We start from the raw sequence: 19,871 nt of genomic DNA, 5'->3' as shown, positions 1-19,871 counted from the left end.
CCATAAAATTCGCTGCGTCTTGATCGCATAAGTCGATATGCAGAAGGTTTGGATCGACCATACGATATGGACGAGAACCTATATGGTCAGCGCCATTTCTGATCGTGCAGATCAAAAGGATGTACTGGATCGGCTCATGCGGAACCAACAGGACATAGGCGATGTATTCAAGCTCTATTATGGAGAAGCCTTGGTAATAAGCTGGCTGATCTTCTTAGAGAACATATTCTAATGGCAGGGCTGCCAAAGCAGGCAATCAGGCGGATGTATACACATCTTCAGGATATTCCGGACAGCTTGATACAGTGTCTGCCTTAACACCTTTAATATAGATGTGACTCCTCCTTGTGTTGTGTCCTTCTACATCCTATTTTTAGTGTGATTTCTTCTATTTGAGTAGAAACTTGCTATAATTAACCATAGAAAGAGAGGTGAATATTTGCGGCCAGCGGTTTGCCATTATTCAACGTGTGGGCTCAAAAGAAACCGTGAGGTACGAAGCTGGACGGAGGCATTCTATTTTCGACAACGGCTGCAAACTGCTCCCTATCGTTTTCCGTTATACGATAGAAATAAGCTGAAGCTTCCGCTTATTTGACAAACTTTATGAAAGCAAAACTTGAAGGAGGCTTGTACATAGTGTTTACTGTATCCAACGAGCAATTTTTCTACTCATTTAGCAAAGATAATTCGCAAGCTTTGCGCGTTCCATCCAATTCCCGTGTTGTCATCCATACCTTCGATTGTTTTAAGGATCAGATTCAATCGGAACAAGCTACGTTCCAATCCATCGACTGGAATCAGATCAATCCGGCCTCGGGAGCGATCTATGTCGAAGGCGCTATGCCTGGCGATATCCTCAAAGTACATATCAACGAAATTGAATTGGGCAAGCAAGGCGTTATGGCTGTAGGGCCCGGACTTGGCGTCATGGGGCACCGTATCGATGCCTTTCAAATCAAAATCATCCCCATAGAAAACGGCAAGGCGCTATTTAATGACAAGCTGCACATTCCTTTGACCCCTATGATCGGAGTGATCGGCGTTGCCCCGGCTGGTGAGCCTATTTCCTGCGGCACTCCCGGGGCGCATGGCGGCAATATGGACACGAAGCTGATCACCACCGGAGCGACGCTCTATCTTCCCGTTTTCCATGAAGGGGCGCTGTTTGGCCTCGGCGATTTGCATGCAGCGATGGGGGACGGTGAAGTCGGCGTCTCCGGCATCGAAGTTTCCGCTCGTGTAACGGTAACGCTCGAAGTCATCAAGGGGACAAGCATCCCGTATCCTTTTGTGAAAAATCAAGAAGGGATAGCTTCGATCGTATCCAAGCCTACGCTCGATGAAGCGGCACGTAAGGCTGTAGAAGTCATGATCGATGCGCTGCTTCCCCACATGGAGCTGTCCTTGGGCGAGCTGACGATGCTGTGCAGTGCCATCGGCCAATCGCAAATCTCGCAAATTGTCGATCCGCTCATGACAGCAAGATTCTTCATGCCGAATAGCGCGCTGGATGCTTATCATGTCAAATTATTCGAACAGTCAACAATTTCCGGGAGAGATGAGGGATAAGTCTGAAGACTAACGTGACGTCACAGCCGGAGCGTCTGGCTAATTTGGAACAGTTCGGGTACAAACAAGAGCTCAAGCGTTCCTTATCGTTCTGGGATTTATTGATTTACGGGCTTATATTCATGGTCCCAATCGCTCCATTCGGCATTTACGGCTACGTGGCGCAGGGCTCGTTCGGGATGGTATCTCTCGCTTATTTGATCGGCATGGTCGGCATGGTGTTCACGGCGCTGAGTTACGCGCGAATGTCGGAAGCGTTTCCGATTGCTGGATCCGTCTATTCCTACGCCCAACGCGGCATCAATGAACATGCCGGTTTCTTTGCCGGGTGGGTGATTCTGCTCGACTACATACTTATTCCTTCGCTTTTGTATTTGATCAGCGCCTCAGCCCTAGGAGCAATAATTCCCGAGATCCCATCCTATGTTTGGCTGCTGATCTTTATTGGCATCAATACCGTTATCAATATTTTCGGCATCGAGATTACGGCAAAAGCAAACAAAATCATAGTCACGCTGCAACTGCTCATTCTTGCTGTGTTCATTACTGCGGCGGTTATTGCTGTTGCGAAAGGGGTTAACGGCGCCACCTTTACATTTAAGCCCCTATATGACCAAGCTCATTTCAACATCGGCACGATCATGGGGGCGGTATCCATTGCGGTGCTAAGCTTCCTTGGCTTCGATGCAGTATCAACGCTTGCAGAAGAGACAAACGGCGGCAAAAAGGCTGTCGGTCGTTCCATCGTCTTCTCTCTGCTGGTTATCGGCATCATGTTTATCGTCCAAACCTGGGTTGCGGCGCTTCTGTGGCCGGATTACACGACTTTCGAGAACGCTGATGTCGCCTTCTATCAAATCGCCGAGCTCGCAGGCGGACCTTGGCTGAAGTGGACAACCATTATCGCCACGGCACTCGCGTGGGGGATTGCCAACTCGTTGGTGGCCCAAGCGGCCATTTCCCGCATCCTGTACAGAATGGCGCGGGACAAGAAGCTCCCGGGGATCCTGGCCAAAGTCCACTCTAAGTATCAAACGCCTTATGTGAGCGTCCTGATCGTCGCGGCAATTTCGCTGATCGTCACGCTCAGCTTTTCATCGCATATCGCCATTCTGTCCTCGCTCGTCAATTTCGGAGCATTGACAGCCTTCCTGTTTCTTCATCTGTCGGTAATCAACTATTTCCTTCGGAAGCTGAAGAGCAGGGATTACTTGAATCATCTGCTCTATCCGCTCATCGGACTCGTAATTATCGGCTACGTCTGGTACAGTCTTGACGCTGCTTCCAAACAGTTCGGGTTCATTTGGATGGGCATTGGGATTGTGTATATGATCTATCTGAAGCTGACAAAGAAGGATGCTTCGATCGCGGGGGATCTGTAGATACTTGTTATCTTTATGGATTAACAAAACGCTTACTTCAAGACTTTAAGTATTTAAACCTTTCGTTATAACGTTATGAAAGAAAGGATAGAGTATGGGACAACAGGCATTAACTCAATTTCGCACATGTATTCCATTTTTTCAGCTGTTAGTTGATCCGCATCGTCAAGATATCATCCTGTGGCTTAGTGAACAGGGGCCTATGTCAGTTGGTGAAATAACAGCGCAATCTACATTATCGCGTCCTGCGATATCTCATCATTTGAAATTGCTGCGGGATCAAGGCTTAGTTACGATGGAGAAGATCGGTACAGAGCGGTATTACTCCGTAACCTTGAATCCTGCTGTTGATTCGTTAAAAAAACTACTTTCGTTACTTGAAGATGAGTGCCTTTAGAGCAAATCTAAAGGCATTTGTAATCGTATATACGTCGAAGAGTTTGAACGTTTAGATATTTAGATGTTCGGAATTGTTGAATGGATAAGAGCATAAAGAGTTTATATAGTGAGAAGAGATAAGGAGTGTATCGGATGAATCAAGTAGAGAAGATGGAAGTGGATAGCATAATAGCGCAACATAAAGAATTTTTTCAACAAGGGACAACGAGAACATTAGAATTTCGACTTGAACAGCTGAGCAAATTAAAAAATGCTATTAAGCGTAATGAAGACCGAATTACACAAGCACTGTATCAGGATCTAGGGAAAAGCGAATATGAGGCGTATTCAACGGAGATAGGCTTTGTATTGGATAGTATGAAGAACACAATGAAGCAGGTGAAGAAATGGATGAAGCCCCAGAAGGTAAAAACCCCTCTAGCTTTATGGCCGTCTAGAAGCCGTATTGTCAAAGAGCCATATGGGACAGTACTCATTATAGGGCCTTATAATTATCCATTCCAATTGCTGATTGAACCGCTTATTGGAGCAATTGCAGCAGGAAATTGTGCGGTACTTAAGCCTTCAGAACATACACCGAATACAACACGGGTCATTCATGAAATGATTAACGAGATCTTTGATAAGAGCTACATCCGCGTCGTAGAAGGGGAGAAGGAGATAACGTCAGCACTTATTCATGCACCTTTTGACTATATCTTCTTCACAGGAAGTGTACAGGTTGGAAAGATCGTGATGGAGGCTGCTGCCAAGAATTTGGTTCCCATAACATTAGAACTTGGAGGGAAGAGCCCCGTCATTGTAGACAAGACTGCGAACTTAGATGCAGCAGCGAAAAGAATTGTATGGGGCAAGTTTATGAATACAGGCCAAACTTGTATTGCTCCAGATTACATGTTGGTCCATTCGGAAGTCAAAGACGCTCTCATTTCAAAGATGAAAGAGGTCATCGTGAATTACTATGGAGAAGATCCGATGGACAGTAAGGACTATGGCCGCATTGTGAATGAACGCCAATTCGATAGATTGAATTCAATTCTGGAAAAAGATAGGAATAACGTAGTCTATGGTGGTAAATCAGTAAGAGAGAAGTTGTATATCGAACCAACATTACTGGAGGCAGTATCTTGGTCGGATGCGGTGATGTTAGACGAGATCTTTGGACCGCTTCTACCGATTCTGGAATACGATCAGTTAGACCATGCGATTCACACCATTCAAGAACATCCGAAGCCATTAGCCCTGTATTTGTTCACAGAGGATAAGAATTGTGAGGAAGAGGTGCTGCGTAGAATTTCCTTTGGTGGCGGGTGTGTAAACGATACGATTCTTCACATTGCGAATCATCATTTGCCTTTCGGTGGTGTTGGGAATTCGGGCATAGGCGCCTATCATGGGAAATATAGTTTCGACCTTTTTTCACATCATAAGAGCATTGTAAAGAAGACCACAAAAATCGATACCAGTTTTATTTTGCCTCCTTACAATGAGAAGAAACTGAGATTGGTCAAAAAGTTCTTGCGTTAGAATTTTATCTCTTACCGATATAGATATCATTAGGATTGTAGCAAGGATGGGATTGATGAACATGGAAGCGAAACGGTCAGCATTAGTGGTAGGAGCAACGGGTTTCATAGGGGCCGAGTTAGTGAAATTGCTTTGTAACAGTGAAGAGTACGAACTGGTGAAAATGATCGTTAGACGTCCTGGAACGTATTCACACCCGAAGATAGAAGTACTTGTTCGTGATTTCGATAAAATCATGCAAGAGGATATTGGAGAAGTACAAGATGTGTTCTGCTGCTTAGGCACAACGATCAAAAAGGCAGGGTCTCGCGAAGCATTTCAAAAGGTGGATTTTGAGTATCCGCGCACCATAGCAGCTTTAGCAAAAAAGCAAAAGGTCGAACATTTCATCATAATTACCGCAATTGGGGCAAATGAAAAATCATGGTCTCACTATAATCGTGTAAAAGGGATGATCGAGAGCGAATTGATTGCGCTGGATTTTCCGCGGCTGTCCATCTTACGTCCTTCGCTTTTAACAGGAAATCGTGAAGAATTTCGGTTAGGGGAAAAGGTTGGGGAAATAATCTTGAAAATGCTGAATCCAGTACTTGTGGGATCTGCGAGAAAATATCGTTCTATTTCAGGAGAACAGGTCGCATTTGCCATGAAAGCTATCGCCTTACACAGCAAAGAACAGAAAGTTACCATCTATACTTCTGATGAAATTGCGAAGTTTTCACCGCTTTAGAAGTACGACCGACTACAAGACTGCCTATCTATTGGCAGTCTTTATTATAATACAAGCCAAAACGGGTGCCAGAAGCAATCAAAGTGTATTCAGATGGAACAACGAAATTACTGTGAGGGAGAGAAGCTCACTGGTGATATCATCATACGTTCTTGCAATGATATCATTTATTGTCTACTTCCAATATTAAGTATACTATAATGAGATAAAGTCTATGAATTATGGAAAAGCTATGATAAAAAAGCAAGAAAGGAAGAGGCTTATGCTTACCATTTATGATTGGTTTGGTTATGAATTGCCGAATAAGGAACGTTTTCAGTTAATAAAAGAAGCTGGATTTGATGGCGTTTTAATATGGTGGAGTGATGGCTTTGGTCGTGACTGCTTTGGTCGGAACGATTACCGCAAAGGGCCGCAAATAGCGCGAGAAGCGGGACTATTTATCGAAAATATCCACACACCAATCCAAAACGAAAACAACCTCTGGCTTGACAATCTGGACGGTGAAACCGCAACGGATTGCTATTTGCAATGTGTTGCAGACTGCGCTGATTTTGAGATTCCGACAATGGTGGTGCATTTGCCTAACGAAGACAATCCATATAACACATTGGGATTGGATAGAATCAAGCGAATCACAGAAAAAGCTGAACAGCTTGGTGTCAATGTTGCAATGGAGAATTTATGGAACCTTTCCAATTTAGCATATGTGCTGGAGCAAGTAGATTCCCAGCGTATCGGATTCTGTTATGACTCCGGACATCACTACCGCCATTATCCAGACTATGATTTATTATCTGTGTACGGTTCTCGGCTGATGGCACTACACTTACATGATAATAACGGAAGTTATGCCCAACATGGATTACCTTTTGATGGCACGATTGATTGGTCTACAACCCTGAAAAAAATCGCGGAGACGGGTTATTCAGGCGCGATTGCAATAGAGGCCATGAATTGGGATTATGCGGATTTATCAGCTAAAGAGTTTTTACATAAAGCGTTTGAACGAGCAAAAAGGCTGGAAGAATTAAAACGGAAATAATCTGCAACAATCATGGATATATGCAGGATACATATTCTACAAAACTATCATACAGAATCATTACATATCATTAGTCTTTTGTGTTGGATGAGAAAATATATAGAAAATAGGGGATTGTACAATCATGACAGAAGGAAAAACAACAAAGAAGTCATCGCTCAAATACGTTGTTATCGGTGTATTACTGATCATTTTAGCCGTTACGAATCCGAATAAAGATGACTTTACTGATTATGTGAGTAAGAAAGCAGATGCAAATCACTTTGTAGCATCTGTTGCTTTTAAGCTTCTGGGGATGGAAAGAGATAATTATATTTTCTTCTCTAAGTTCTCATTTTATAACGTTAATGGAGACAAAGTTATGGTTTATGGTTTATTAAATGGTGTCTTTTTTAGTTTGTAAACAATGGTTTAACCATACATATAACCGTGTTGAGACATGAAACTTTGAAAGAAGCCTCCCCCAAAAGGAGGCTCTTTATAATTAGTTAGAATAAAGGTCTTTAAAAACATGGAATATATAGGTTGACAAAAGGTTGAATTACTCGTAATATACAATTAACACATTGGTAATTGTTAAAAGAGAGAAAAGGTTGTGCTTATCGTGTCAAACAAAGAGGCTTTGGAACAATATGATGTCAAACAATATCGAACGCCAGATGGATATACATCTGATATTGCTGTTTTTACGATAGTACCTGTTACAATCAAAGAATTCAAACCGCCCGAGATGGAGCTCAACATTATGCTCATTCAGCGGAGTATGCTAAACAGCGAAGGAAAGCCGAATATCGAAGCAGGGAAGTGGGCATTGCCGGGTGGCTTCGTTAATCCCAATGAAACTGCCTATGAAAGTGCACAACGTGAGCTGCAAGAAGAAACAGGTGTAGAGGACATTCATCTTGAACATTATGGTGTATACGATAAACCTGGACGTGATCCGCGGGGCTGGATGATTACCAATGCACACTTTGCGATTGTGCCAGAACACAAGTTGTCCCACAGACAGGCAAACGATGATGCCGCAGATGTACAATTGTTCTCGGTGAAAGAGGTTATGTATCTCGATCTTGCGTTCGATCACGCACAAATCATCGCAGATGCGATTCATGTGATTCGCCAGAAGCTTCTCGAAACGACTGTCGCCAAGGAGTTTCTACCCGCAGAATTCACGTATTCGGAGCTGCAAGCCGTTCTCCTTACGGTCACAGATGATTCCGCAATTGCTTCGGAACCGGCATTTGCAAGAAAGATCAAATCGTTGCCCTTTATCCAAGAGGTTGTAGGGAAGAAGACTACCCGAACATCGAAACGACCGACACAGCTGTACCGATTTGTCGAAATGGATCTAAACAAATCCATTTACCATACCAGAATGTGATGGATGTTAGCTGATTACAATAAGATGGTGACTAAAGGAAATAGCATTTCGAAGGGGATGTGTGAGGTGTGAAGTGCTAACTTAACTTTATTGTCACTACTCTTTTTTACAATAACAATTAACAATTATGAAATAGTTAAATTAAAGGAGGAGTACACAATGAAAAAGAAAGCACTCATTAATATCGACTATACAAAGGACTTTGTTGCTGCGGATGGGGCATTGACTTGCGGAGCACCAGGGCAAGCGATTGAAGGGCGAATGACTGAAATTACGAAAGCGTTTATTCAAAGTGGTGATTTCGTTGTTTTCGCTATCGACATTCATAAGGAGAATGACGCATTCCATCCGGAAACGAAGCTGTTCCCGCCGCACAACATTGAGGGAACCGATGGTCGGAAGCTATTTGGTCAATTGGAGGATCTGTATCAAGCAAATAAAGACGCTAATAATGTCTATTGGATGGACAAAACAAGATACAGTGCATTTGCTGGTACAGACTTAGAGCTTTTACTTCGAGCAAGAGGGATAAATGAACTTCATCTAGTAGGCGTTTGTACGGACATTTGCGTACTCCACACCGCAGTAGATGCTTACAATAAAGGTTTCGATATTGTCGTTCATGAGGATGCCGTTGCAAGCTTTGATGCCGAAGGTCATGTATGGGCACTCAGACATTTCAAGGGTTCGCTCGGAGCTGCAGTAGTCAAAAAGGAGGAAAACAAAGATGAAAAAAATTGAGCTTCCGGTATTCAATCATGGTGATGACAGTCTCGCGCTGCATACCGATAAATATCAAATTAATATGGCGCAGGTCTACTGGCAAAATGGCATGCATAACCGTAAAGCAGTTTTTGAAGTGTACTTCCGCAAGCTTCCTTTCCAGAACGGATATGCGATCTTTGCAGGCTTGGAGCGGGTCGTTCGTTATTTGTATGATTTCCGCTTTACCGATAGCGATTTGAGTTATCTTCAGGAAGAAGGGTATAGCGAAGAATATCTAGATTACCTTCGGGCCATTCGTTTCACAGGAACCGTTCGTTCGATGAAAGAAGGGGAACTGGTTTTTGCGAATGAACCGATTATGCGAATTGAAGCACCACTGGCGGAAGCACAGCTAATTGAAACTGCGATACTTAATATCGTTAATTATCAAACACTTATTGCAACAAAGGCATCTCGAATTAAGCAAGTAGCAGGTGAGGATCATTGCATGGAGTTCGGAACTCGGCGAGCACAAGAACTGGATGCCGCGATTTGGGGTACGAGAGCTGCGTATCTTGCGGGATTCGAAGCAACGTCGAATGTAAGGGCAGGGAAGTTATTTGGCATCCCTGTCTCGGGCACCCACGCTCATGCAATGGTTCAAGCCTATCGAGATGAATATAAGGCATTTAAAGCGTATGCAGAAACGCATAAAGACTGCGTATTCCTTGTTGATACCTATGACACACTGAGATCTGGTGTCCCTACGGCAATCAAAGTGGCGAAAGAGTTCGGTGAGCGTATCAGCTTTAAGGGCATCCGACTTGATAGTGGAGACTTAGCGTATTTATCGAAAGAAGCCCGTAAAATGCTTGATGAAGCAGGCTTCCCGAATGCCAAAATCTTTGCCTCAAACGATCTCGACGAACAAACCATCATGAACCTGAAAACACAGGGGGCTAGAATAGATGTGTGGGGCATTGGCACCAAGCTGATTACAGCGTATGATCAACCCGCTTTGGGTGCCGTATACAAGCTGATCTCGATTGAAGACGAAAACGGAACGATGGTCGATACGATCAAAATCAGCTCGAATCCTGAGAAGATTACGACCCCTGGACGCAAGCGTGTATTCCGTATCGTCAACAAGGCGAATGGGAAATCAGAGGGCGACTACATTGCACTGGAACATGAAGAACCGCAGTCGGAACAGCGCTTGCATATGTTTCATCCCGTTCACACGTATATTGCAAAATTCGTAACGGGATTTGAAGCGAGAGAACTTCATCATACCATCTTTGAAAGTGGGAACTTGGTGTACGATGTTCCTTCGCTTAAAGACATTAGGGAGTTTGTAAAAGAAAATCTTGATGTATTATGGGATGAATATAAACGGACGCTCAATCCAGCAGAATACCCTGTTAACCTCAGTCAAGAATGCTGGAATAATAAGATGCGGTTGATTGAAGAAGTTCGAAATAGAGTTCAAGCGGCTCTCGAAGCTTAGAAGGAGGCTGGATGAGATGGCGAAAATCGGGATTTATGGTTCATCCTTTGATCCGATCACGAATGTCCATCTTTGGACAGCAAGCACCGTAGCGCATCGTTGCAAGCTGGACAAGGTGATTTTCCTGCCTTGTTCCAGTAAGCGGCAAGATAAACAAATGAATGTGTCGGATGAACATCGAATGAGCATGGTTCGGATTGCGATTGAGGGCAACGACAAATTTGAAGTTGACGATTTTGAGATGAATCAACCTGGTTGGGAAATTGCCACGTACAAAACAATGAAGCATTTTCGTGCGAAATATCCGAATGACGAAGTGTATTTCATCATGGGTGCTGATCTGCTCGTCGATATCGGTGAAGGGAAATGGAAGCGGGCTGAGGAACTAATTCGTGATAATAAGTTTATTGTCATGGCAAGAGACGGCATTAATATGCTGTCGGCCATTAGCAAATCTCCAATTCTTCGGAATGCAGATGATGGCCACACGTTTCATCTGATCGACAAGGGGCTGGCAATGGAGATTAGCTCTAGTTATATCAGAGACGAATTCAAAATGGGTGGAGAACCGCGCTACTTGGTTCCTGATAGAGTTTACGATTACATTCAAATCAATCACCTATACAAATAATGAAAGGGGATGCGGGATATGAATAAGCAAATCGAAATCATCAACGTATTGCATGTAAAACACACGATTGTACCTACGGAAGAAATCCGTAATCGAGTGAATTTCCTTAAGGAGTATTGCCGTACAACGGGAGCGAATGGATTTGTGTTAGGAATCAGCGGGGGGCAGGATTCGACACTTGCTGGTCGATTAACCCAATTGGCGGCTGAAGAGCTTCGTGCAGAAGGTTATGAAGCCAAGTTTATTGCGATCCGTCTGCCTTATGGGACACAACAAGATGAGGACGATGCTCAGCTTGCTTTGCAGTTTATTAAGCCTGACGATACGCTGACATTCAATATTGAGACTCCTGTGAATGCTATGGCAGAAGCTTATGAGGGTGCTGACGGAAGGGCCCTTTCGGATTACCATAAAGGGAACGTGAAGGCAAGAATGCGTATGATTGCACAGTATGCTGTGGCAGGCGAGCATCAATGTCTTGTTGTGGGAACCGATCATGCCGCAGAAGCAATCACTGGCTTCTACACCAAGTTTGGTGATGGCGGAGCGGATATTCTCCCGCTAGCTGGACTTACGAAAGGTCAAGGGCGTGAACTTTTGATCGAGCTGCATGCACAGGAACGTCTATATCTGAAGACGCCAACAGCAGATCTTCTCGACAACACGCCGCAACAAGCTGATGAAGCTGAGCTTGGCTTGGAATATGAGTTGTTGGATGAATATCTTGTCGGTAACGAAGTTGCTCCTGAAGCGAAGGAGAATATTGAAACCCGCTATGCGGTGACACAACACAAACGTGAACTGCCCGTAGCACCATTCGATCAATGGTGGAAGTAAGGAAATAGATTAGTATAAATTATTCAATATTTTGACGATACCCCTTTCGTTGGGAGTGAAGCTGTGATAGTCAAGAAGTAATTCTTAATGATAATAAAAAGAGATATTTGCTGCAAGGTGTTTGAAACAGTTGTCAAACAAGGTGTACGTCTTTAACTATTCTTACGCATACTAACAACGATTGGGCATGTCAATTATACAACTGTACCAAACACTTTTAGTTAGGATGGTTTATTGGAAATGTTGATTTTCCTATTCTGGATGTATAACCCAAAAATAGTAAAAAAATTCAGTGAATCATGTCATGACGCTCCCCTAGTTGGCAGCATGTTTGAATTGTAAAATGATACATAGAACAACATCCCAGATTCCTTTCCGCCTCAAAATTATTTTGGGAGGTAATACTATGTTAAAAGAGCTTTCTGTTTCAATCCTTGCAGCAACTACGTTGTTCTCTGCTAGTTCTGGTGCAGTTCTTGCGGAGCCGCTTCAAGCCTCTGCTGTTGAGGCAAAAGCAGTGAGTCAAGCCGCAGAAAGGGTACTGGCCAAAATTGTATGGAACGACGTACCCGGTGCTGCTTGGTATGAGATCTCCATCAGGAATTTAGATACCGACCGGCAATATTTTAACAGGGAAAATAATGATAATAAGCATCTCACCTATGTGGACAGTGGTCATAAATACAGATTTTGGGTTGGTGCATTTGATAAAAATGGTAAATTGATAAAACAAGATAGCACAACTAAAAGAATAAATGATGATTCATGGATATATCTTGAGTTGTAATCAACTCTAAAGTACAACTGAAATCGATTGATTTGGCAATTAAAAAGGAAAAATAAATAAGTTCAATCAACAAAAAAAAGCAACGGGACATGGCCAAAATGTCTGTTGCTTTTTTTGCTTTAAAACTTGGTCTAGCGTGTGCGTGTATCATCCCACTTTACTTGCGCATCCAATGCTTCGCTAACGAATCGATGTGGGACGAGGTTTCGACCGCGATCCGTTATGGTGGGAAGGTGCTCTGTTATCGTATTTTCTTTTACAATTAGCTTAATGTAGGTGCAGATTCAGCATAGGCGATTGGAAAGATAGACGGCATCAATATGCTGTCGGCAATTAGCAAATCCCCAATTCTCCGCAATGCAGATGATGGTCATACGTTTTATTTGATCGACAAGGGACTGGCAAATGATAGATTTGAAACAATACGCTGTATTGAAGGGCACGTTCTACCGAATGCGGGGACTCAGGAGGATTTTCCGTGCGTTGGTGATTTTAAGACGATAATCCACGCAGATTATCAACTCAAAGAGTTGCAAGGTGAGACAATAGGAGATGTTGAGCTTGTAACAGATATGGTTGAAACTTCCGATGGTGAAAGTCTGCCATATAAGGTGGTTTGGAAAACACAAAAAAATTTGAGCGTTATGGTGATCCAGATTCATGGCGAATGGAATACGACCTCTATGCATCGGATTACGCCACGGTGGGACATCGTGATTTTCCAGGTTGACGAACAGGAAATAAATAGATAATATTGAATTATAGTTTACTTTACTAAAGTAAACTAATTTGTAAGAGGGTTGATTAAAAAGATTTACTTCATTTTAAAAAGGAGATGAAATGAGTGAGGTTGTTTGAAGGTATTCTGATATTTGTTCATATCGCTTGGTTGTTTTCTTTTTCACTCAGGGCGGATGCCAAAATCAAAATAAGTGCCAATATAGCCGCATTCGCTCTGTTAACTCTTCACATGGCAGCAGAAGGTTATCGCTGGCAGATGGCGGTGACCTATACTTTGTTTGTTGTTCTGACTGTAGTCACGTTTATGCTATATTTTCGAAGGAAAGATAAGACAGAGAACAGAAAAAAAAGGAAAGCACAAAAACTTTTATTTGCCTTGCTGCTCATTCTGTATGCGTTCGGCAGCGTCGCTCCTGCAACATTGATTCCCGTATTCCAACTTCCCAAGCCAACCGGATCGTTCGAAGTGGGGATAAGCTCTAGACACTTGCTTGAAGAATCTCGAACGAACGCCGCTTTGCCGGAGCGAGTAGGAAAAGAGCTCATGATCCAAATATGGTATCCCGCCGAAATCAATGACGACATACAACCTATCCGTTACCAATCCTTTCCCTATGCAGAATGGGCAGGAACTATGGAATTTCTTTTTTCTACGCCCCGCTTCTTTTTTGACTATCTCAAATATGGCCGAACCAACAGCATACAAGATATTGCCGTGTCCAATCAACAAGACCGATACCCCATCCTGTTATTTTCCCATGGGTTTGGCAGCACGAGAATGCAAAGCTTTTCTCAAATGGAGGAACTGGCCAGCCATGGCTATATCGTTGTCAGTGTGGATCATATGATTGATGCGGCCTTTACGCAATTTCCCGATGGGCGAGAAGTCATGAGTAAGGCCGATGCTTATTCGTATTCATTTACGATCGAAGATGAACGAAATGTGAGGGCAAGATCGGAAGATATGACGTTTGTCCTCGATCAATTGACGGTATTGAATGAGTGGGATCCCGAAGGTTTGTTCACCGGCAAACTGGACATGGAACGAATCGGTATTTTGGGGCACTCCTACGGGGGTTCAACCGCTGCTCAGTCGTTATTGGACGATGCAAGAATTTTGGCGGGGGTCAACATAGACGGCCCATTGCATGAACCGGTAGCAAGCAAAGGGCTCGAACGGCCATTTATGTTTATTTTGAATAAAGACTATCTGGATTTAGACGATGAGGAAATTAAATATACATCTATCACGCCAGAGCAATTCCGGCAATATCATAGTCAAATTAAAAAGCTTGCGGATTATCACTTTAGAGAGGGGATTAGGGCAGATACTTATCAACTTATTTTTAATGCCGGAGATCATTATTCTTTTTCCGATTTTCCATTTTTATCGCCGCTGTTGTCGAAGGGGATCGATATAGAAGAATTTCATCAAGTGATGAATCGCTACATTGTAGCTTACTTTAATCATTATGTTATGAATGAAGAGATTGATCCCTTGTTGTTGAAAGAGGAGCATGTAAATCAGTTTTATGACTATGAAGCGAATAGAAAGAGGAACTAGTATGATTTGACGAAATCGAAATACTTTTTTATGCTACAGGTAACTTTATTGATTGAGGTGCGGCGATGCAAGATTATCTTAAAATAGTAGAACAAATCAATCAAGCCTTTGAGCAATTCACGGCGATCGTTCAAAGGGAGGTAGCGGAAGCGAAACAACTGGAACATTTCCACCTGACCCCGCAGCAGGAGTTCATTATGTACTATATCGTCCGTAATGAGCCCGTAACGGCGAGACAAATCGCTTTATATTTGGACGTCTCGATGAGTGCCGTCAGCCACGTTATGCCCAAACTCGAGGAACAAAAAATGATCGTTCGCTGGACGAATCCGGAAAATAAAAGGGAAGCGCTGATCCGATTAGGGGAGCGCGGTCTGGAATATTCCGCTTTGTTGCACCGAATCGATGAGTTGTTGGTAAGGGATTATTACTCCAAGGTGAGCATGGATGACCTCGAAGCGGTTCATAGTACTCTTCAGAAATTGGTCAAAATATCGAAAATGCAAGCAAAGAAACAGGAGGAGTTGTAGTAAGAACGTTATTGTTTCAAACAGCTGCCTCCTTCGGGGCAGGGTGTCCGCCCGTTTATAGAATCAACATCAATCAGTCAATAGACTTTCATTGTAGCTAGGAAGCAGGTTTTAATGAACTTAAGGGTAAAAAACACATCACACCGGAGAGTCATCTTGAACTCGTGGACGACATTTATAACGTAGACGAAGAATATTTTCAAAGGGACGATTCATTATATAGGTGTCATTCCTAATTTCCGTGGGAAAGGATTTATTAACGGCTTGCCTTCAAAGGAAATTATTTCCTAATCTGTATGATATGCTGCGTAGAAGCAGCCCTATATAAGGCTGCCTCACCCTACACTAGGTGAATCCGGCATTATTCTTGCAAAAATTTGATCATTTCGTTGAAAGCCAAATCGCGGTGTCCTGCCTGGCAGTGCTGCTCGCCGCCTGTTTCCTTGGTGAACACCTTCGTCGTGATGGACGCCGCGTTGCATAGTTCATTTTGAATTTGCGGCAGTCGGCTGATCGGAACATACTGGTCATCTTCTCCGGCCAGCAGCAATACATCTTGATTGATTAACGAGCCGATCCCGGCCATCGTATGCTTCTCGAAATTTTTGAGCAGAGCGAACGGCGTTTTCTCGCCCGTGTTTTCCATTCCTTTCATGACTTTCCAGCTCAAATCGATGCTTTCCTTCATCATGTTTTCGATCATGGCATTAACTTGATCAGCTTCATTGGCATCCAAAAGGGTGCTTAGTTTGTTCCAGACATCTTCAGGCATTCGAATCTTCAATGCATCCAGACCGCTATAGAAAATATTGAACGCAATCACTTTATCGATTCGTTTCTCAAAAGCGGCGGCCCTCATCGCCAAATAACCGCCCCATGAAGCCCCCAAGATGCTTACGCGATCGATTTTAAAGTAATCGATAACCGCTGCAAGCGGCTTTTCCCAGTTATGAATGAATTTCAAGCCGTTTTTAAGTGCCGTACCTTGTCCCGGACCATCAAAAACAATAATATGATAGTGAATTCCTTTTATGAAGTTCATCATCTTAACCATTTCTTCCATGTATGAATCATATCCGCCAAATACGAGCAGCGTTTGCTTGGCGCCAGGCGTCACCAATTTAATCGCTGGCAGATAGGAATGTTCATACGGAATTTGATAGGACTCATAGTCAAAATCATGGAAACCCTTGTAGAAAGTCTCGCGGTATTTTTGATACATATTCTCTTTAGCCGGATTCGACGGATTCAGATAAAATTCAGCAGCCTGATAATAGACGGAAGCCAGATCATAATCCTGGCGTTCTTCCCGCATAACCGCATATTCCAGCCAAGATTCATACCAGCTGTTCATATCCTTCAATCTTGGAATTATTCCTTGCAAATCGCTGTTTGCCCGTTCGTCTTCCTGATAGTAATCATTTAAAAAACGGTTGATTTGCAAATTGAATTGTTCATTGGCAACATAGTGTTTAAACATACAATCCCTCCTTTGCGTTGTTACAAGGCCATCTTATTGGAAGGGGCTTTACCCAGCAACAAGCAAAAAAGTTCTTTGCGTACGAAATCGAACGATATGTACGCCAAGAGTTCGGAAAACAACTTTTAGAAAGGAATCGATTGTATGGTGGAAGATGTTCGCGTATTTAAAACAAAGAAAAACATTGCTGATGCACTTATTCATTTACTGGAAGAAAAGGACTTTGCCCACATTACGGTAAAAGATATCTGCACCCTCTCTTTATCGAGCAAATCCACTTTTTACAGCCATTTTATCGATAAATACGATCTTCTGGAGAAACTTGTTCAACAGCATGCAGCTTCATTCGAGCAAGAAATATTGCGGCGTTTTGACTCCATGAAACAAGACAATGTGGCTGAAGTTATCGAAATGATCGTCGAACAAACGGTTAAGCAAAATACCGTAATTTCCACACTGTTAAACGTACATGTACCTTCGGCGGATTTGCATGTGGAATTCGAGAAGATTTTATATCAAACTTGTTTATCCTTTCTGGAAAAGGAAGTTACGGCGCCGGCTATATCAATGGAATATCTGTCCCACTTGTATGTGGCAAACGCCATGGTATTGTTGCACTGGACTTTACAACATGGCAAGGATGAACATGCGATTGACCTTGCTTATCAAATGCAAAAGTTTATTTTTGACCGAATTTCATAAGTGAAAATATGAGATTTAGACTACATTAACCATGTAATGAAACATATTTTATGCTGTTAAACGACTCAAAGGTACCCTTGTTTGTGATCAGAAGTGTAAAAAAATGAAAGTACTAGACTGAAAAATAAAGTGTTAGACTGAGTATATCAAGCAGGGGGCTCACGAGGAGGATACATACATGTATTCGTATCATTTTGAGAAAGTAAAGATTGGGTTGTCGTCGCAAAAAAACGTAGAAACTAAGGTGCAAGAGATCATCCACGAACATGCTAAGGACGGCTGGCGCTTAGTTCAAGTTATCCCACCATATCATGGGGCGACTACTCTGAGTTTCGAAATCATCTTTGAGAAAAAAGCATAAATAGCTAAGAGGGAAATAGATTATCGCGGTTCGATAGTCTATTTTTTTATATATTGAAGAATTCCAGCTAACAGATGGTGAGAATTCCATTAGGGAAAAAGGTTATGACCTAAGGCATAGAAAAAATAATATCGACTTTCTAAACAAATATGTTTCAAAAGTGTTGGAAATAAGATATCCTAAATATGGGAGTCATCTGATATTGAAAATGGAGGCGTTTTCATGAATGGTTGGATTCAGGCTGGTACGGTAGATGAGCTGAGAGAGCGGGGATCGAAGCTAATCAAGGGTGGCATCGTTGTTTTTTATCACGAGGATAGAGTGCATGCGCTTGACAATCGGTGCCCTCACCTTGGTTTTCCGCTTCACATGGGAAGTGTGTGCAATGGAATTTTGACATGTCATTGGCATCATGCACGGTTTGACGTATGCAGTGGAGGAACGCTTGACCCTTGGGCGGATGATGTACCTGTGCACGATATAACCGTTAATGACGGATTCATTTGGGTCAACCCGAATTCCCGGAACGGCAATCAAGTTCAACTGTATAAAGACCGACTTCTGAGTGGTATTGAGCAAAATATCGGCCTTGTCATCGCCAAGGCCGTAGTCGGATTAATAGAAGCTGGCGTTCCTGAGACGGAAATCGCTGCAATTGGGATCGAAATAGGAGTCAAACAACGTAGGCAAGGGTGGGGATCTGGATTAACGATCCTGACCGCGATGGTCAACATCCTACCTAAGCTTGATAAACAAGGTCGAATTCTTGCGTTATTTCAAGGCTTGCTACATACGGCGCGCGACTTTGCCAGAAGTGGAACCCGCTTCTTGCTCGATTCTCTCCCTAATACAGACGTTTCCGAAGAACGGTTAACAGAATGGTATCGTGATTGCATCGAAGTTCGGGATACGCAAGGCGCGGAAAGGGTGCTGCTGACCCTCGTGAAGGCAGGGGCGGATGAGAAGCGATTATTCTCTATGATGAGCATGGCGGCAACAGATCATTTCTATATTAACGGAGGCCATACACTGGATTTTCATAATAAAGCATTTGAGAGCTTGAAGTATGTCGGGCAAGAGCAGCGTAATTATGTCCTTGCTTCACTCGTTCCGATGTTTGGAAGCGCATCTCGAAGCGAAGAGCTTCATAGCTGGCAGTCTCCGATCAATTTGGTTCAGCCATTAAAAGAAGCGTTCGAGGAGCTGTCTAATAAGGGGATTGCATTTGATAGCAGGGAGGAATCTGGCATCGATGAAGAGGCGCTGCTCCTTGCTCTACTCGGAGACGATCCGCTCAGGACGGTTAGCATGCTGAAGGAAGCTTTACTCAATGGCGCCTCTCCGGTTCGAATCTCGCAAATTGCCACATTGGCAGCGGCTGAACGGGTTGTCCGGTTTCATATGCAAAACGATTTCGGAGACTGGATTTCGGTGCTGCACACGTTTACGCACGCTCACGCTGTTCACGAAGGTTTGATTCGTTCCGCCGACCCATGGTTGGTTCGTGGGATTTTTCATACAGCAGCTACGATTTACCTTGATCGGTTTTTGAACATCCCTGCGGCACCGAGAGCGTCTGCAATTGGTGCGACCAAGGAAGTGCCGCAGCCCGCCGAGCTGCTTGAGATTCTCGACAAGCAGCAACAGGTGGCGCCGGCAGCGGAATGGGTAATCCGATATCTGCGCAGCGGCGGGAAGCCGGAGCCTTTATTTAATGTATTGGGGCATGCGCTGCTTCGAGAGGATGCGGAATTCCACTCCTTCCAGATGTACGAGGCGGCCATAGCAGAATATGACCGCTGGGCTTCCGAGTCGGGAACGTTCGCAGAGAAAGCCCGTGAAACTCTGATTCTTGCGGTTACCCGTTATTTAGCGGCGCATGCTCCTACCTCACGTGAGACTCCTCATACGGCGACAATCGCATGGAGGCTCCATCGAGGAGAGAAATTGTTCGAAGAAGAATGAGTGTTAGACTGGCCCGAATATATAG

At 43.5% G+C, this 19,871-nt stretch carries 21 protein-coding genes and 1 pseudogene; 20 read left to right on the top strand and 2 right to left on the bottom strand.

The features are described 5' to 3' along the window. Positions 1-31 precede the first annotated feature (31 nt). The 14 genes and pseudogenes from BP95_RS30825 to BP95_RS0118160 all read left to right on the top strand — a co-directional run. Positions 32-269 (top strand): annotated as a pseudogene (locus tag BP95_RS30825) (glycosyltransferase); the annotation flags it as partial. A gap of 367 nt (positions 270-636) precedes the next feature. Then, positions 637-1,572 (top strand): acetamidase/formamidase family protein, encoded by a 936-nt coding sequence (locus BP95_RS0118220; protein ID WP_231515164.1) that lies wholly within the window; start codon positions 637-639, stop codon positions 1,570-1,572. Between the two features lie 14 nt (positions 1,573-1,586). After that, positions 1,587-2,954 carry an APC family permease gene (locus BP95_RS0118215; protein WP_028532921.1) on the top strand — a complete coding sequence of 456 codons (1,368 nt, stop codon included), beginning with the start codon at positions 1,587-1,589 and terminating at the stop codon, positions 2,952-2,954. Between the two features lie 94 nt (positions 2,955-3,048). Then, positions 3,049-3,351 (top strand): ArsR/SmtB family transcription factor, encoded by a 303-nt coding sequence (locus tag BP95_RS0118210; RefSeq protein ID WP_028532920.1) that lies wholly within the window; start codon positions 3,049-3,051, stop codon positions 3,349-3,351. Between the two features lie 134 nt (positions 3,352-3,485). Further along, complete coding sequence (locus tag BP95_RS0118205; protein WP_028532919.1) at positions 3,486-4,880, top strand: aldehyde dehydrogenase; 1,395 nt, start codon at positions 3,486-3,488, stop codon at positions 4,878-4,880. A 55-nt stretch (positions 4,881-4,935) separates the two neighbouring features. After that, positions 4,936-5,610, top strand: coding sequence for an NAD(P)H-binding protein (locus tag BP95_RS30820; RefSeq protein ID WP_231515140.1), 675 nt, complete (start codon positions 4,936-4,938; stop codon positions 5,608-5,610). Positions 5,611-5,824: 214 nt separating this feature from the next. Beyond that, entirely contained in the window at positions 5,825-6,655 is an 831-nt protein-coding gene (locus tag BP95_RS0118195; protein WP_231515139.1) for a sugar phosphate isomerase/epimerase family protein, read from the top strand. Positions 6,656-6,779: 124 nt separating this feature from the next. Further along, positions 6,780-7,058, top strand: a complete 279-nt coding sequence (locus BP95_RS0118190) for a hypothetical protein (protein ID WP_028532917.1) — start codon at positions 6,780-6,782, stop codon at positions 7,056-7,058. 201 nt (positions 7,059-7,259) lie between these two features. Further along, on the top strand, positions 7,260-8,036 hold the full coding sequence (locus BP95_RS0118185; protein ID WP_028532916.1) for an NUDIX hydrolase: 777 nt from the start codon (positions 7,260-7,262) through the stop codon (positions 8,034-8,036). Positions 8,037-8,195: 159 nt separating this feature from the next. Then, positions 8,196-8,777, top strand: a complete 582-nt coding sequence (locus BP95_RS0118180) for a cysteine hydrolase family protein (RefSeq protein ID WP_028532915.1) — start codon at positions 8,196-8,198, stop codon at positions 8,775-8,777. Continuing rightward, on the top strand, positions 8,764-10,248 hold the full coding sequence (locus BP95_RS0118175; protein WP_028532914.1) for a nicotinate phosphoribosyltransferase: 1,485 nt from the start codon (positions 8,764-8,766) through the stop codon (positions 10,246-10,248). Before BP95_RS0118180 ends, BP95_RS0118175 begins: the two co-directional genes overlap by 14 nt. 16 nt (positions 10,249-10,264) lie before the next feature. Further along, positions 10,265-10,879, top strand: a complete 615-nt coding sequence (gene nadD / locus BP95_RS0118170; RefSeq protein ID WP_028532913.1) for a nicotinate (nicotinamide) nucleotide adenylyltransferase — start codon at positions 10,265-10,267, stop codon at positions 10,877-10,879. Positions 10,880-10,897: 18 nt separating this feature from the next. Further along, positions 10,898-11,716, top strand: a complete 819-nt coding sequence (gene nadE / locus BP95_RS0118165) for an ammonia-dependent NAD(+) synthetase (RefSeq protein WP_028532912.1) — start codon at positions 10,898-10,900, stop codon at positions 11,714-11,716. Positions 11,717-12,122: 406 nt separating this feature from the next. Further along, positions 12,123-12,503, top strand: a complete 381-nt coding sequence (locus BP95_RS0118160; RefSeq protein ID WP_028532911.1) for a hypothetical protein — start codon at positions 12,123-12,125, stop codon at positions 12,501-12,503. Positions 12,504-12,634: 131 nt separating this feature from the next. Here BP95_RS0118160 and BP95_RS34635 read toward each other — a convergent pair whose 3' ends face one another. After that, positions 12,635-12,748, bottom strand: coding sequence for a stalk domain-containing protein (locus BP95_RS34635; protein ID WP_442952337.1), 114 nt, complete (start codon positions 12,746-12,748; stop codon positions 12,635-12,637). A 75-nt stretch (positions 12,749-12,823) separates the two neighbouring features. Between BP95_RS34635 and BP95_RS34630 the strand changes: the two genes are divergently transcribed. The 3 genes from BP95_RS34630 (at position 12,824) to BP95_RS0118145 (ending at position 15,338) form a co-directional block, all read left to right on the top strand. Continuing rightward, complete coding sequence (locus BP95_RS34630) at positions 12,824-13,255, top strand: hypothetical protein (protein ID WP_028532910.1); 432 nt, start codon at positions 12,824-12,826, stop codon at positions 13,253-13,255. Positions 13,256-13,347: 92 nt separating this feature from the next. Then, entirely contained in the window at positions 13,348-14,808 is a 1,461-nt protein-coding gene (locus BP95_RS0118150; protein ID WP_028532909.1) for an alpha/beta hydrolase family protein, read from the top strand. Positions 14,809-14,873: 65 nt separating this feature from the next. Beyond that, complete coding sequence (locus BP95_RS0118145; RefSeq protein WP_021252308.1) at positions 14,874-15,338, top strand: MarR family winged helix-turn-helix transcriptional regulator; 465 nt, start codon at positions 14,874-14,876, stop codon at positions 15,336-15,338. Between the two features lie 361 nt (positions 15,339-15,699). Here the strand turns inward: BP95_RS0118145 and BP95_RS0118140 are convergent, their stop codons facing one another. Continuing rightward, positions 15,700-16,818 carry an alpha/beta fold hydrolase gene (locus BP95_RS0118140; protein WP_028532908.1) on the bottom strand — a complete coding sequence of 373 codons (1,119 nt, stop codon included), beginning with the start codon at positions 16,816-16,818 and terminating at the stop codon, positions 15,700-15,702. A gap of 144 nt (positions 16,819-16,962) precedes the next feature. Between BP95_RS0118140 and BP95_RS0118135 the strand changes: the two genes are divergently transcribed. The 3 genes from BP95_RS0118135 (at position 16,963) to BP95_RS0118125 (ending at position 19,846) form a co-directional block, all read left to right on the top strand. Beyond that, complete coding sequence (locus tag BP95_RS0118135; RefSeq protein WP_021252306.1) at positions 16,963-17,520, top strand: TetR/AcrR family transcriptional regulator; 558 nt, start codon at positions 16,963-16,965, stop codon at positions 17,518-17,520. 178 nt (positions 17,521-17,698) lie between these two features. Further along, positions 17,699-17,881 (top strand): DUF4177 domain-containing protein, encoded by a 183-nt coding sequence (locus BP95_RS0118130; protein WP_028532907.1) that lies wholly within the window; start codon positions 17,699-17,701, stop codon positions 17,879-17,881. Between the two features lie 222 nt (positions 17,882-18,103). Then, positions 18,104-19,846, top strand: coding sequence for a Rieske (2Fe-2S) protein (locus tag BP95_RS0118125; RefSeq protein ID WP_021252305.1), 1,743 nt, complete (start codon positions 18,104-18,106; stop codon positions 19,844-19,846). The last annotated feature ends 25 nt before the right edge of the window (positions 19,847-19,871 follow it).

Source organism: Paenibacillus sp. UNC217MF (genome assembly GCF_000686865.1).
Classification (GTDB): domain Bacteria; phylum Bacillota; class Bacilli; order Paenibacillales; family Paenibacillaceae; genus Paenibacillus_B; species Paenibacillus_B suaedae.
The sequence above is the reverse complement of the archived record's forward strand: the minus strand, read 5'-3'. Positions and strand labels throughout refer to the sequence as shown.

Bases quoted from the DNA above. Each gene is read 5' to 3' on its own strand.
- nadD (WP_028532913.1), top strand. From the start codon at position 10,265: ATGGCGAAAATCGGGATTTATGGTTCATCCTTTGATCCGATCACGAAT.
- BP95_RS0118205 (WP_028532919.1), top strand. From the start codon at position 3,486: ATGAATCAAGTAGAGAAGATGGAAGTGGATAGCATAATAGCGCAACAT.
- BP95_RS0118190 (WP_028532917.1), top strand. From the start codon at position 6,780: ATGACAGAAGGAAAAACAACAAAGAAGTCATCGCTCAAATACGTTGTT.
- BP95_RS34630 (WP_028532910.1), top strand. From the start codon at position 12,824: ATGCTGTCGGCAATTAGCAAATCCCCAATTCTCCGCAATGCAGATGAT.
- BP95_RS30820 (WP_231515140.1), top strand. From the start codon at position 4,936: ATGAACATGGAAGCGAAACGGTCAGCATTAGTGGTAGGAGCAACGGGT.
- BP95_RS0118180 (WP_028532915.1), top strand. From the start codon at position 8,196: ATGAAAAAGAAAGCACTCATTAATATCGACTATACAAAGGACTTTGTT.
- BP95_RS0118130 (WP_028532907.1), top strand. From the start codon at position 17,699: ATGTATTCGTATCATTTTGAGAAAGTAAAGATTGGGTTGTCGTCGCAA.
- BP95_RS0118140 (WP_028532908.1), bottom strand. From the start codon at position 16,818: ATGTTTAAACACTATGTTGCCAATGAACAATTCAATTTGCAAATCAAC.
- BP95_RS0118175 (WP_028532914.1), top strand. From the start codon at position 8,764: ATGAAAAAAATTGAGCTTCCGGTATTCAATCATGGTGATGACAGTCTC.
- BP95_RS0118125 (WP_021252305.1), top strand. From the start codon at position 18,104: ATGAATGGTTGGATTCAGGCTGGTACGGTAGATGAGCTGAGAGAGCGG.
- nadE (WP_028532912.1), top strand. From the start codon at position 10,898: ATGAATAAGCAAATCGAAATCATCAACGTATTGCATGTAAAACACACG.
- BP95_RS0118135 (WP_021252306.1), top strand. From the start codon at position 16,963: ATGGTGGAAGATGTTCGCGTATTTAAAACAAAGAAAAACATTGCTGAT.
- BP95_RS0118160 (WP_028532911.1), top strand. From the start codon at position 12,123: ATGTTAAAAGAGCTTTCTGTTTCAATCCTTGCAGCAACTACGTTGTTC.
- BP95_RS0118195 (WP_231515139.1), top strand. From the start codon at position 5,825: ATGAATTATGGAAAAGCTATGATAAAAAAGCAAGAAAGGAAGAGGCTT.
- BP95_RS0118145 (WP_021252308.1), top strand. From the start codon at position 14,874: ATGCAAGATTATCTTAAAATAGTAGAACAAATCAATCAAGCCTTTGAG.
- BP95_RS0118210 (WP_028532920.1), top strand. From the start codon at position 3,049: ATGGGACAACAGGCATTAACTCAATTTCGCACATGTATTCCATTTTTT.